Annotated in this window: 10 protein-coding genes and 1 tRNA gene; 5 read left to right on the top strand and 6 right to left on the bottom strand. The window is 61.5% G+C overall.

From position 1 onward, the window contains the following. Window positions 1-62: 62 nt before the first annotated feature. Both Q0X85_RS01245 and Q0X85_RS01240 read left to right on the top strand, forming a co-directional pair. Complete coding sequence (locus tag Q0X85_RS01245) at window positions 63-731, top strand: sigma-70 family RNA polymerase sigma factor (RefSeq protein WP_297767908.1); 669 nt, start codon at window positions 63-65, stop codon at window positions 729-731. A gap of 5 nt (window positions 732-736) precedes the next feature. Then, window positions 737-1,399, top strand: a complete 663-nt coding sequence (locus tag Q0X85_RS01240) for a ChrR family anti-sigma-E factor (RefSeq protein WP_297767906.1) — start codon at window positions 737-739, stop codon at window positions 1,397-1,399. A gap of 134 nt (window positions 1,400-1,533) precedes the next feature. Here the strand turns inward: Q0X85_RS01240 and Q0X85_RS01235 are convergent, their stop codons facing one another. Next, window positions 1,534-2,751 carry an OsmC family protein gene (locus Q0X85_RS01235; RefSeq protein WP_297767904.1) on the bottom strand — a complete coding sequence of 406 codons (1,218 nt, stop codon included), beginning with the start codon at window positions 2,749-2,751 and terminating at the stop codon, window positions 1,534-1,536. A gap of 208 nt (window positions 2,752-2,959) precedes the next feature. On the opposite strand from Q0X85_RS01235, the gene Q0X85_RS01230 reads away from it, so the two are divergent. Next, window positions 2,960-3,724 carry a GGDEF domain-containing protein gene (locus Q0X85_RS01230; RefSeq protein WP_297767902.1) on the top strand — a complete coding sequence of 255 codons (765 nt, stop codon included), beginning with the start codon at window positions 2,960-2,962 and terminating at the stop codon, window positions 3,722-3,724. 298 nt (window positions 3,725-4,022) lie between these two features. Here the strand turns inward: Q0X85_RS01230 and dddP are convergent, their stop codons facing one another. Together dddP and hemE are read right to left on the bottom strand one after the other, a co-directional pair. After that, window positions 4,023-5,366, bottom strand: a complete 1,344-nt coding sequence (dddP, locus tag Q0X85_RS01225; RefSeq protein WP_297767899.1) for a dimethylsulfonioproprionate lyase DddP — start codon at window positions 5,364-5,366, stop codon at window positions 4,023-4,025. A gap of 172 nt (window positions 5,367-5,538) precedes the next feature. Further along, window positions 5,539-6,585 (bottom strand): uroporphyrinogen decarboxylase, encoded by a 1,047-nt coding sequence (gene hemE, locus Q0X85_RS01220; protein WP_297767896.1) that lies wholly within the window; start codon window positions 6,583-6,585, stop codon window positions 5,539-5,541. A gap of 94 nt (window positions 6,586-6,679) precedes the next feature. Here hemE and hemC point away from each other — a divergent pair, with 94 nt between their 5' ends. Further along, on the top strand, window positions 6,680-7,627 hold the full coding sequence (hemC, locus tag Q0X85_RS01215; protein WP_297767894.1) for a hydroxymethylbilane synthase: 948 nt from the start codon (window positions 6,680-6,682) through the stop codon (window positions 7,625-7,627). A gap of 1 nt (window position 7,628) precedes the next feature. Here the strand turns inward: hemC and Q0X85_RS01210 are convergent, their stop codons facing one another. After that, the gene (locus Q0X85_RS01210) at window positions 7,629-9,056 is read right to left on the bottom strand and encodes an FAD-binding oxidoreductase (RefSeq protein WP_297767891.1); all 1,428 of its coding nucleotides are present in this window, start codon (window positions 9,054-9,056) and stop codon (window positions 7,629-7,631) included. Window positions 9,057-9,159: 103 nt separating this feature from the next. Between Q0X85_RS01210 and Q0X85_RS01205 the strand changes: the two genes are divergently transcribed. Next, window positions 9,160-9,236: transfer RNA gene (locus Q0X85_RS01205), tRNA-Met, on the top strand. 708 nt (window positions 9,237-9,944) lie between these two features. On the opposite strand, the gene Q0X85_RS01200 is transcribed toward Q0X85_RS01205, so the two are convergent. Both Q0X85_RS01200 and Q0X85_RS01195 read right to left on the bottom strand, forming a co-directional pair. Then, entirely contained in the window at window positions 9,945-11,792 is a 1,848-nt protein-coding gene (locus Q0X85_RS01200) for an SLC13 family permease (RefSeq protein ID WP_297767889.1), read from the bottom strand. 337 nt (window positions 11,793-12,129) lie between these two features. Beyond that, on the bottom strand, window positions 12,130-12,753 hold the full coding sequence (locus tag Q0X85_RS01195; protein WP_297767886.1) for an XRE family transcriptional regulator: 624 nt from the start codon (window positions 12,751-12,753) through the stop codon (window positions 12,130-12,132). Window positions 12,754-12,804: the final 51 nt, after the last annotated feature.

Genomic DNA, 12,804 nt, shown 5'->3' with positions numbered 1-12,804 from the left:
CAATCCACGAATTTTTTTCGCACTTCGGTGATCCATCGCGAAGCGGGCTGCGTAAACTTTGCATGTTGGACAATGCCGCCATACAGCACGACACTGCCCTCTCGCCGGTCATTGTGACCCGTGCTAAGACAACGATGAGGACAGCAGAGTTAACAGGCAAACGGGCGGGATCGATCGAGGTGAGGACGACACGCGACCAGGAAAATACAGATTGGGTGGCTTGTATCATAGCCATCCGAGACACCCAGGACGAAGCAGCCTTTGCGCGACTGTTCGGGCACTTTGCCCCGCGCGTAAAGGCGTTTCTGATGCGTTCGGGTACCGATGCCACCATGGCCGAGGAATGCACACAGGAGGTGATGGCAACGCTGTGGCAAAAGGCGCACCTTTTCGACCCGACACGCGCATCCGCGGCAACGTGGATCTTCACCATTGCGCGAAATCGCAAGATTGACGCGTTACGGAAACAAAAACGGCCCGAGCCCGAGGACTTGCCCTGGGGTCAGGACCCCGAACCGGACCAGGCCGACACCTTGGTGCTGCAACAGGAAACGGCCCAGCTGGGCGCGGCCATCGCGGCCTTGCCAGACAAACAAAGGGACCTGATCGAAAAAGCGTATTTCGGAGATTTGACCCACTCTGAGATCGCAGATGAAACCGGTTTGCCCCTTGGCACGATAAAATCCCGTATCAGATTGGCGCTCGACCGTCTGCGCCATGCAATGAAGTGAATGCCATGACAAGAACACCGATCACACACCACCTGAACGACGCCCTGCTGATGTCTTATTCGGCGGGGACTTTGCCCGAGGCTTTCAACCTGACAGTCGCCACGCACATTTCGATGTGCGATGACTGCCGCGCGCGACTTGGAGCGTTCGATAGTGTTGGCGGCGCGCTCATCGAGGGATGCGAAAGCGTCGCGATGGGCACTGATAGTCTCGCCGCCACGTTGAACCGCATCAGAGCGGCTCCGGTGTCTGCACCTTTAACACAGAACGCAAACACCGTGCCCACATCGCGGGTCCCTGCGCCACTGCGTGACTACATCGGGGATGATCTGAATGCGGTACGTTGGCGATCTGTCGGTATGGGCGTAAAACAGGCCATCCTGACCACGTCGCGCGATGCAACAGCCAGGCTGCTCTACATTCCTGCGGGCGCTGCGGTGCCTGATCATGGCCATCGTGGCACTGAATTGACCCTTGTCTTGCAGGGTGCCTTTTGTGATGAGGTTGACCGGTTTGGGCCGGGAGATATCGAAGTGGCTGACGAAGATCTCACCCACACTCCGGTCGCCGATATCGGGTTGGATTGCATTTGCCTCGCCGCCACCGACGCGCCGCTGCGTTTCCGCGGCCTCATGCCCAGGATCGCACAACCGTTCCTGCGCATTTGACAAGGCAACTCTCACTCCGGCCATCACATGCTAGGCCTGAAAGCCCGTCAGACGGAGGCCGGTTGTCGCCACGAGGCGGCTCTGTTGAAACACCGGCGAGGCCAACCTTTCCCCGGCCCCCGTTTCAATCCGCCTCAAACGCCTTCAAGGCGCGTCGCCACCCGTGACGACCGCTCCAGGGTGCGGTGCACAGGGCACTTGTCGGCGATTTCCAAAAGCCTGTCACGCTGCTCGGCACTCAGATCCCCCTCAAGCCGAATAACCCGCGTAAACTCGTCGGCCTTGGCCTCTCCACGGCTATCCGCGTCCTGTGCATGCACCTTGTCATGACTCACATCAACGCTCACATGATCTAGCGGCCAGCCCTTGCGGCGCGCATACATGCGAATGGTCATCGAGGTACAGGCCCCCAGTCCGGCTGCCAGAAATCCATAGGGCGACATGCCCCGATCACTGCCGCCATAGGCCACCGGCTCGTCAGCAAGTACGTGATGGGCTGGCCCCGCATTTACATCCTGCAAAAAGCCAGCAGCATCCGCCTCACTGACCCGGACCACGCCTTCCGGTGCGCCGGGTGGTGGCGCCGGCGGGCTTAGCTCCAGATAGCGTGCAGCCCATGCAGCCACGACCTGCGCGGCGTATTCGGCATCCTTCGGGTCACTGATCAGGTGGTCGGCATCGTCCAGCGTGACAAAGCTCTTGGGATGTTTGGCCGCCTTGAATATCTCTGCCGCATTCTCGATCCCGACCGTCGCGTCGCGCGGCGCATGCAAGACCAGCAACGCCTTGTGCAACGCCTCGATTTTCGGGCGCAAATTCTCTGCCCGGACATCCTCGACAAAGCCGCGTCCGATCCGGATGTCGCGACCGCCCAGCCGAACCGAGGCCACACCATCTGCCTCGATCTGCTCCAGGGCTGAGCCGAAGTTATGTGTCACATGCCCGGGATCATACGGTGCCCCAATGGTGACAACGGCGCGCGCACTCTCGATACGCCCGGCAGCGGCCAGCACCGCCGCTCCGCCAAGACTGTGCCCGATCAGCAGCGTGGGCGCCATTCCGCGCGCCGCAAGCGCCTCCGCCGCGCGCTCCAGATCCCGCACGTTCGAGGTGAACGACGTGTTCTCGAACTCACCGCCCGAATGCCCCAAGCCCGTAAAGTCGAACCGCAGGACCGCGATACCAGCCCCCGCCAAACGCGCCGCGATGCGTCTCGCGGCCGGAATGTCCTTGGAGCAGGTAAAACAATGCGCAAAGAGGGCCGTGGCCAGATGCGGCCCTTCTGGCAAGTCGAGCCGTGCGACAAGGTCGTGGCCGCCATGGCCGGTGAATGTCAGGCGTTCGATGGGCATTTGTCATCCTCATTCCGGTGTCCGTGACAAACTATGGGGCCGCCGCACACTCCGCCACCCCACCCCGTCCGGAAGTAACACGAAGGTGAGGCAATGTCGCATTCGCGTAAAATGCCCGGTACTCCAAAACTGGCAGCCACTCCAAACGCACCAGTCGTTAACCCCGAGTGGGGATACTTCTCACAGAGCTATTTGGGAGCAGGGACTGATGGCGTGGCACATACAGACACGCGGCGACGTACGCCGTTTCACATTTCTGATCTGTCTTGCCGTTCTCGGCGGCAGCCTGATACTGCGCCAGCTTTTCCTGCCTGCTGACCTCCTGGGGCGCACGCTGCTGCCGGGGGCGATCATCGCGGTCATTCTCGCCGCGCCGATTTCTTATGCGATTGGTCAGCGCATGCGCCAGATACAGCTGCGCGCGGTCTGGCTGGAACATGCGCTTTGCCATGATCAATTGACCGGCGTGGCCAGCAGAGCAAGCCTGCTGAGCCGGGCAAATAACCTTGGCGACCGACACTGCGCCGTGATCGTCGCAGACATCGACCGGTTCAAGGACTTCAATGACACTCATGGCCATACCGCGGGCGATCAGGCGCTTCGCCAGTTCGCCGCCATCCTTTCCGGCAATTGCCGCGCGGACGATCTTGTCGCCCGGTTTGGCGGCGAAGAATTCGTGATCCTGCTTGGCGACACGACCATGGAACACGGCTACGCCGCCGCCCGCCGCCTCGCTCAGCGCGTCCGCCAAAGCCCGGTTTTCTTTGAGGACCGCGCGCTTGTTCTCACGGCCAGTTTTGGCGTCGCCGCCCTGCCTCCGGGCGGCTCGGTCGAAACCGCCATACAACAGGCCGATAGCGCGCTTTACCACGCAAAGAATGAGGGGCGCGACCGGGCTTGCCTCTTTGATCCGACACGAGCAACCGGATCAGATGGCCAAGTCAAAGCCACAGCAAACAATCACACTTCGTGATATACTTGATGTTAAAAATTAGTTTTTGAAATGCATCCAGGCTGCGTATGTCTGATTGCATCTTGCAACGCCAAAAGGACAGACCAATGCCCCATGACATATGCCTCAGCGCCAACGCCTCCCGCCACAAACCCGCTTTGCCGGCAGTCGCGCCAATCGCGGCAATCGTGTTCGCCGCCATCGCCATGGCCCTTGCCCTGCCGGCCCCGTCGCCCGACCTCGCAGACCAGGCCCACATCACGCAGGATTGGCACGGCAACGTAATGCGCTCCCATTGGACCGCAACACCAAGCGCCCGTTAAGCCTCGCCCATCAATGCGGAGTCAAACGGGTATCGTGTCAGGTTCTCATGGCCGTCCTCGGTGATGAGAACCTGATCCTCAAGCTTGATCGAGAAATCCCCGCCGACTTCGCCCACAAGCGCCTCCACACATAGCGTCATGCCTGCCTCCAGTTCATAATCGAAGGCGCCGTCGACCATATTCTCCGGGTACGCCACCAAAGGCCATTCATCGCACAGACCCACGCCATGCATCAGGCAGCCATATTTCTGCGCCTGAAATCTGTTGTCCAGCACATGGGTATTGCGGCTCAGATCCTGAATATTCACCCCCGGTTTAAGCATCTCCATATTGCTGCGGATATGCTCGACCGCATGCTGCATGGCATAGATCATGTCCGGCCGCGGCGCGCGATCACCGATCCACCAGCTGCGCGAAATGTCGATACATATCCCGTATGACCCGATCAGATCAGTATCGAAACTGATGATCTCGTTTCGCTGGCACACCCGGGGTCCGCATTCCTGAAACCATGGATTTGACCTTGGTCCACTGGCCAACAGCCGGGTTTCGATCCATTCACCGCCGCGTTTGATGTTCTCGGCGTGCAGGACCGCCCAGATGTCATCCTCGCAGGTCTTGCCATCGCCAACATGCGCGCGGGCAAAATCCTCCATCGCGCGCACTGCGGTCTCGCAGGCATGGTTGGCACAGCGCATCGCCAGTATCTCGTCGGGGCCTTTGACGCTGCGCGCCTTCTCGGTGACCTCCTCGCCCTCCATCACCTGCAATCCCTGCGCCTCTAACGCGCGCAGCCCGTGGAGCATCGGCTTGTCCACCGCGAGTCGCATGTTACCCGGCGCATGCTCGGACAGGATTATGCGCACATCGCCCGCGAAAACATCTGCCGCGACATCGACCTTGTCGCCCCTGTCAAAATAAAACAGATCCGCGCCTGAACGGACCTCGCGCACCAGCGGGTTGAACGACGACAGAAACGGCGCGTTCTTGTAATCCCAGATCACCATATGCCCATCGGCACAGAGCAGCACCGCGCGAAACGGGTTATGGGTGTTCCACAGCTGCATATTGGTGCTGTCGGTCGCATAACGGATGTTGAGCGGGTCAAACATCAGCAGACCGGCGTAATCGCGATCAATGACATGCCGCGTGAGACGCTCCCAGCGATAGCGCCGCATCGCTTGAAGATCGGGCAGGTTCAATCCCGCAGCTTGCCACTCTGCAAAGGCCAGTCGTGTCGGCCCGATCTCTATCCGGTCGGCGTCATTCGGCGTGTTGTCTGCAAGCATCGCCCCACGGGTCGGGTCGATCTTGCGTGTCTCCCGGTACGGTCTGTTCATCGGTATATCCTCCGACTTACAGACTGCGAATCCTTTGTGGGATGGCGCGCCAGACTGCGACATGCCCAGGGGTCGTTTTTACGCTCTTGTATTCAATCCCGTGCGCCGATCAACACGTGACACGGCCGGAATGTCAGTCACCTTGGCACACTAGGCGAGCTGGCAACCCGCGTCAGCCGTCACGCGCGGTTTCACGAACCGTATCAATCATCAGCTGAACGTTATCGGGATCCGCATCCGGCGTGATCCCATGTCCTAGATTGAAGATGTGCGGACCGTTGGCCAATGCTTTGACGATGGCTCGGGTCTCCTGCACCAGCGCGTCTCCACCAGTGACCATGTGGGACGACTTCAGATTACCCTGAACACAGCCGTCCTTCTGGACATTCTCGGCGACCCACGCGGCGCTCACGGAATCATCCACAGCAACACAATCGGCACCGGTCCTTGCCCGAAACCCGATATAGTTGTCCCCGGCTTCACGCGGAAACGCGATCACCGGAACACCGGGATGACGTGCTTTCAGTTCAGAAATGATCCGCTGCGCAGGGGCAACAGCATAGGCATCAAAATCCTCACCTTTCAGTGAACCGGCCCAGCTGTCGAAAAGCTTGACGACCTCCGCGCCCGCGTCGATCTGGGCAGAAAGATATTCGATCGTGCCCTCGGTCAACCGCTCAATAAGCGCTTCGAAGACCTCCTTGTTCTCGGCCTTCAGCGCATGCGCGGGCCCCTGATCGGGTGTCCCGCGACCGGCAATCATATAGGTTGCAACAGTCCACGGCGCGCCCGCGAATCCAATCAGCGTGGTCTCTTTCGACAGGGCACCCGAGAGATTGCGTACAGTCTGATAAATCGGATTGAGCGTTTCGTGAATGTCCTCCACCGGCTTCAACCGGTCCAGACCGGTGCGGTCGGTAATCGTTGATAGCCGTGGTCCTTCGCCGGTGACAAACCACAGGTCCGCTCCGAGTGCCTGAGGCAAGAGCAGGATATCGGCAAACAGGATCGCCGCGTCGAAATTGTATCGGCGCATCGGCTGAAGTGTAACTTCGGTCGCCAAGTCACTGTTGTAACACAGAGAAAGAAAATCTCCGGCCTGCGCTCGGGTCGCCCTGTACTCGGGCAGATAGCGCCCGGCCTGCCGCATCATCCAGATCGGCGGCGTAGGCAGGGTCTCGCCTGCAAGGGCTCTTAGAATTGTCTTTTGCGCGGGCATCACGTCCTCCGTTTTGACTGTGGTCGCCTCGGGACGGGATGATGTCAAGCGCCTGGCGCTTGCCACGTCGCTTTGTCACGTCTAAACCTCTGCCATGACACTCGATTTGCCCACCCCGTCCCACCCCCTCAAGATTGGCACCCGCGGATCGCCTCTGGCGCTTGCACAGGCGTATGAAACGCGCGAACGGCTCGGCTCAGCCTTCGACTTGCCCGAAGAGGCTTTTGAAATCGTTGTCATAAAGACGACAGGCGATCGCATCACCGACCGGCCGCTCAAAGAGATTGGCGGCAAGGGATTGTTCACGCGAGAGATTGAACAGGCGCTGCTCTCCGGCGAAATCGACATCGCGGTACATTCGATGAAGGACATGCCGGTCCTGCAACCCGAGGGACTATCGCTCGACACCTACCTTCCGCGCGAAGACCCGCGCGATGCGTTCGTCTCCCCCGCTGTCGCATCACTCGCAGATCTGCCCGCCGGCGCTAAGGTCGGCACATCGTCTCTCAGACGCCGGGCGCAAGTCCTGGTCGCCTACCCCCATCTCGAGGTTGTGGAATTTCGCGGCAATGTACAGACGCGATTGAAGAAACTCGATGATGATGTCGCCGCCTGCACGTTCCTCGCCATGGCCGGATTGAACCGGCTGGCACGGCCGGATGTCGCCACATCGGTGATCGCCCCCGAGGTGATGCTGCCCGCCGTGGCGCAAGGGGCAATCGGGATAGAGCGTCGTGCGGATGACACACGAACGGCAGACATGCTGGCCGCAATTCATCACAAAGAGACCGGCCAGCGCCTGGCATCGGAACGCGCGTTTCTGGCGGCGCTTGATGGCTCATGCGAGACACCCATCGCGGGGCTTGCGGATCTCGATGGCGGTACCTTGCGCCTGCGCGGAGAGATCCTGCGCCCCGACGGCAGCGAGTGTCTGAACGACGATCAGACCGCACCGATTGAAGACGGTGCAGAACTGGGCCGCGACATGGCAGGCAAGCTTCTGGCCCAAGCGGGCGACGGTTTTTTCGACTGGCGCGAGTAGATTATTCACCAGGGATCAGTTTGCCCGGGTTCATGATGCCGTTCGGATCGACAGCCGCCTTGATCGAGCGCATCATGTCGAGGGCAGTCGCATCCTTGTGCGCCGCCATCGCAGGCAGCTTGGACATGCCGATGCCGTGCTCGGCGGAAAAGCTGCCGCCGAGGGCAATCACCTCCGCCTCAACCGCCTTCTGAATCGCGCGGCAAAGCCCCGGATCATCCCTTGAAGGCCACCCCACATAGTGCAGGTTGCCATCGCCAAGATGCGCAACCCCGGTATTTTCAATATCCGGATCAAGCGCTTGGCTGACGGAATTGATGCGCCGCAAGAGTTCGGCCATCCGATCTGTCGCCACGGCGATGTCATTCTCGACCATGGGCGTGCGCACCCTCAGTATCTGCGCCGACGCTTCGCGCCGCGCCCAGATCTCGGCCCGCTGCGCCTCGGACTGAGCAACCACCGCGTCCAGCACCAACCCCTCGTCGTACAGGCTCGCCAGGACGTCTTCGAGATGCGCGGTCACCGGAACGCAGCCTTCGCCATCAGGCACCGCGTCGCGCGGCGCGCGCGCCCCCAGTTCGATCAGAATGCTGATCTCGTACGACTGCGCGAAGGGCGGCCGCATCTCGGGAAACCGCGCAAGCAGAGCGTCGACAAAGCTGCGCGGCATGTATTCGAACGCCTCGACCGCGCCGCCGGTCTCGTCCTGCACCCTGTTGAGCAATCGCAGCGCAACGTCGACAGAGGGCACCGCCACCATCGCCGTCGCGTAGGCGCGCGGTCGGGCAAAGAGCTTGAGCACAGCCGCCGTGATGATTCCGAGCGTGCCCTCTGCCCCGATCATCAGATGGCGCAGGTCGTAGCCCGAGTTGTTCTTGTGAAGCGCGCTCATGAGGTTCATGACTTCGCCTCTGGGCGTAACAACCTCCAACCCGAGGCACAGATCGCGCGAATTGCCGTAGCGCAGCACGTTCGCCCCGCCCGCATTGGTCGAAAGAACCCCTCCGATCATCGCCGAGCCACGCGCCCCAAAACTCAGCGGAAAGATCAGGTCATGCTCGGCCGCAGCATCGTGCAAGTCCTGAACAACCACCCCGGCTTCCACAATAGCGACCCGCGCATCGGGTCGAATTTGCCGTATGGCTGACATGCGATCAAGCGAAAGCATCAATGCCCCTTCAGCCTGTGTGCCCTTGACCAGATTGGTGTTGCCAGAGACCGGCACGACCGAGAGATGGTGCCGGTTGGCCAATTTCACAATGTCTGCCACTTGCTGTGCGTCGGCTGGCCTCACGACCGCCAGCGGCGACCATTCCACCGTCCCCGCCCAATCCCGCGACCAGGGCTCGAGTCCGGCGCCGGTGGTCACGTACCGCTCTCCCACGATACGGCTTATGTCAGACAAAATGTGATGCGGGACAGGTGTCATGCGGCAACACTGCGCGAAACGTCGCGCCGTCACAAGTTTCATCATCCGGTTCATTTTCCGCCTTGACGCCCACGCGCGGCTATCTTACCTACCGCCTCGGTTTGGCGGAGTAGCTCAGGTGGTTAGAGCAGCGGAATCATAATCCGCGTGTCGGGGGTTCAAGTCCCTCCTCCGCTACCAAATTTCCCCCAGTTTTTTCGGTGACTTCCCCCTGCGTGCTGTCAAGTTCCGGGTTGTGGAAAGCTTTGCGGCGAGGCGCCGGGCAGGAGTAATGCATGGGGCCGGACCGCCTCCGGCGTCGGGTTTTGCGATCCACCGCTGAACGTCAAGTTCCGCACCCGATAAAGCAATCTCAGAAAAAGTTGATAGACTTTTTCGGTTCGAAATTGCGCAAAATCAATGAACTACGGCGTTACGACTGTTTCAACGAAAAGTCGAAACGCTGTAGCTATCCAACCGTCACGTTTCAGGGGAACAGGGCCCCGGAAGGCTCTTCACCGGCCAAGAACTGCATGACGATCCCAGAAAGCTTCAAACCCTTGGGTGTTGATGTTTCCATCCAATCTCGGTTCCGAAGTCTCGACCTCATGTCTGTTTTGCATCCGAAGAATATGCCTGCCCGCCGCCAGAGCACGCAAACAATGGCGTGGCGCGCTCTGCGCCTCCCGCCACAAGACCCGCCACAAGACCCCGGGGGCCGCCCGCGCCATCCGCGCCATCCGCGACGTCGGCGCGTGTTTCTCTGTTTCTGCCGTCCTACAGCACCGACCCGACCCCCTTGAGATGGCTGTCTCAAAGGTGACATCACTGATCCGAAAGGCAGCCGTCCGAACCGACGACGCGCTTTGGCAGGCGGCGGGCCGCCTATGCAGCCTTTTCACCGACAAGTCACAACGGCCAGACGACCAGCAGCAGCGGCAGGCTGACCACGACGACCAGCGCTTCGAGCGGCAGCCCCAATCGCCAGTAATCGCCAAAGCGGAACCCGCCCGGCCCGAGGATCAGGGTGTTGTTCTGGTGCCCGATCGGCGTGAGGAACGCACAGGAGGCCCCGACCGCCACAGCCATCAAAAAGCTGTCGGGATTGACGCCCAATGTCCCGGCGATGCCAAGCGCGACCGGACACAGGACTGCGGCGGTGGCGGCGTTGTTCATCACATCCGACAGGAACATTGTGGTGATCAGCACCACACCGAGGGCGACCACGGCATTGCCCTGCGCGATGGTATCGACCAGGACCCGCGCCAGCAGGTCGGCCGCGCCGGTGCTCTGCATCGTGCCCGCGACCGGGATCAGGGCCGCCAGAAGCACGATCACCGGCCAGTCGATAGCGGTATAAACCTGCCTGAGCGGCACCGTGCGCAGCACCATCGAGGCCAGCACCCCGAGCGCGAAGGCGACGGCAGCGGGCAACAGCCCGAAGGTCACGAGCCCGATTGCCCCCAGCATGATCGCGCCCGCGACGATCGCCATGCGCTTGTCGGGGATGCGCAGATCGCGCGCGCCCAGAGGCACGCAGCCGGTGTCATTGACAAACCCCGACACCGCGTCCGAGGCTCCCTGAAGCAGCAGCAGGTCGCCGGATTTCAGATCAAGCGTGCGCAGCCGGGCGCGCGGCGCGCGCCCGGCGCGCGACACCGCCAGCAGATTGAGCCCGTAGCGCGTGCGCAGTTTGATGTCCTTCGCCGACCGCCCGACAATGGTCGAGCCGGGCAGGATGGCAAGTTCGCGCAGAACGATCTCGTCATTGCGCGCCGGGCTGTCGTCCTCCTCATCCTCTTCCGCGTCCTCGGTGCTTTCAGATTCGGCCGGGGTCTCGCCTTCCCCCTCCTCGTCCTCCGCAGACGCTTTGTGTTCTTCCAGTTCGATGTCGAACACCGACAACGCCTCGGCCAGCGTATCCACATCGGCTTCCAGAACCAGAATGTCATCGGCTCGGATGCGCCGCCCGCCATGCGGCGCGGTGATCCGGACCTCGTTGCGCACAAGGCCGACGATCTGCGTGTCGCTGTCCTCGATCTCGCGCTCGAATGCGCGCAGGGTCAGGCCCACGGCCTTGCTTTTCTCGGGCACGCGCAGTTCCGTGAAATAGGCCCCGGTGTCAAAACTCTCACCGGCTGCGGATTGCCGCGCCGGCACCAGCCGCCAGCCGACAAACACCACGAAGAGGACCCCCGCCACCGCGACCGCCGCCCCGATGGGCGCAAAATCGAAGATCGCGAAATGCCCCAGCCCCGCCTCGTTCCGAAAGCCCGAAACGATCAGGTTGGGCGGCGTCCCGATCAGCGTCGTCATCCCACCCAGAATGGTGCCGAAGGCCAGCGGCATCAGCACCTGCCCCGGCGTGAGGTCGAGCCGGTCCGACAACTGCACCGCCACCGGCATCAAGAGCGCCATCGCGCCCACGTTGTTCATGAACCCCGAAAGTGCCGCGCCCAGCCCCATCAGCGCCAGCATGCCGGTCAACCGCCCCGCCTCGCGCGGCAGCACGCTGCGCGCCAGCCAGTCCACCGCACCGGTGTTCTGCAATCCCTGACTGAGGATCAGCACGCAGGCCACGGTGATCACCGCCGGGTGGCCAAACCCGGCAAAGGCCGTGTCCGTCGGAACCAGCCCCGCGACGACGCTCGCCAGCAGTGCCGCAAGGGCGACAACATCATGCCGAAGTCGGCCCCACAGGAACAACCCCATGGTCGCACCGAGTATCGAGAAGATGAGCATCTGATCATGTGTCACGCGCTCAGCCTATCACGATATGTCACGGAAGGGGCTAGAGCCGTGAGATGTCCATCGAGCGCACAATTCTGTCGCGTATTCAATTTATTGCCTCGGATTCCTATCATTGGTTTCGGATGCCCTTGAAGACATCCGATACGACGTTGCGCAACCATTTCTGCCTCGGCTCGCGCTCGGTTCCGAGATCCCAGCACAGATCAAGGGAAAATACCACGTCCTCAAGGGGCAAAGGGGCCGCCTGCGGATAGTTCAGACGAGGGTCGAGCGAGAACAGCCGTCGCGGCGCGATGGCGAAGGCGCGCGGAGCCAGCGTTCGCCGACCCGAACGAAAGCAGGCTCAATCCAGCGAGGTCACCCAAAGAATCGTGGCATCTTCGGGGCTTGTCGAGATCACGTTATGCCCCATCGTGGCGTCGTAATAGGCGCTGTCACCGCGGCGCATCTCGATGGGCTCGTAGAACTCGGTATAGAGCCGCACAACGCCGGTCAGAACATACAGAAATTCCTCACCGTCATGGCGCACCCATCCGCCAAATTCTTCGACCGCCCGGGCGCGTATCCGGGCACGATACGGCATCATGCGCTTCTGGCTCAATGTTTCCGCCAGCAGATCGTGCTCGTACGTGGCCGTCGCCTTGGGCGTGCCCTCGCCTGCTTTGGTCAAGGCCATGCGTCCGTTTATCTGCCCGCGCAAGGGAGGGGTAAAGAGCTGTGGCACCGAGATTTCCAGCCCCTGCGCCAGCTTTTTCAATGCCTCATATGTCGGCGACATCTGGCCATTCTCGATCTTGGACAGCGTCGAGCGGGCCAGTCCCGCCTGTCTGGCGGCCTGTTCCAGCGTCCAGCCCCGCGCCTTGCGCAAGTCGCGCACCCGTGCACCCAGATCAAGCGGCTCGGTCGCCGCAGGGGCGCCGGTGTCACGCGTGACACGCAGAAGGGGATGCGAGGCTTGGTCGGTCATGGCGCAAAGCTATAGGCACGCGCGCGCGCACTTGCAACCAGCGCACGCTCC

Origin of the sequence: uncultured Roseovarius sp. (assembly GCF_947259555.1) — a bacterium.
Lineage (GTDB): Bacteria > Pseudomonadota > Alphaproteobacteria > Rhodobacterales > Rhodobacteraceae > Roseovarius.
The sequence above is the reverse complement of the archived record's forward strand: the minus strand, read 5'-3'. Positions and strand labels throughout refer to the sequence as shown.

Coding starts and splice junctions, on each gene's coding strand:
- Q0X85_RS01230 (WP_297767902.1), top strand. CDS start 2,960: ATGGCGTGGCACATACAGACACGCGGCGACGTACGCCGTTTCACATTT.
- Q0X85_RS01240 (WP_297767906.1), top strand. CDS start 737: ATGACAAGAACACCGATCACACACCACCTGAACGACGCCCTGCTGATG.
- dddP (WP_297767899.1), bottom strand. CDS start 5,366: ATGAACAGACCGTACCGGGAGACACGCAAGATCGACCCGACCCGTGGG.
- hemC (WP_297767894.1), top strand. CDS start 6,680: ATGACACTCGATTTGCCCACCCCGTCCCACCCCCTCAAGATTGGCACC.
- Q0X85_RS01210 (WP_297767891.1), bottom strand. CDS start 9,056: ATGACACCTGTCCCGCATCACATTTTGTCTGACATAAGCCGTATCGTG.
- hemE (WP_297767896.1), bottom strand. CDS start 6,585: ATGCCCGCGCAAAAGACAATTCTAAGAGCCCTTGCAGGCGAGACCCTG.
- Q0X85_RS01245 (WP_297767908.1), top strand. CDS start 63: ATGTTGGACAATGCCGCCATACAGCACGACACTGCCCTCTCGCCGGTC.
- Q0X85_RS01235 (WP_297767904.1), bottom strand. CDS start 2,751: ATGCCCATCGAACGCCTGACATTCACCGGCCATGGCGGCCACGACCTT.
- Q0X85_RS01195 (WP_297767886.1), bottom strand. CDS start 12,753: ATGACCGACCAAGCCTCGCATCCCCTTCTGCGTGTCACGCGTGACACC.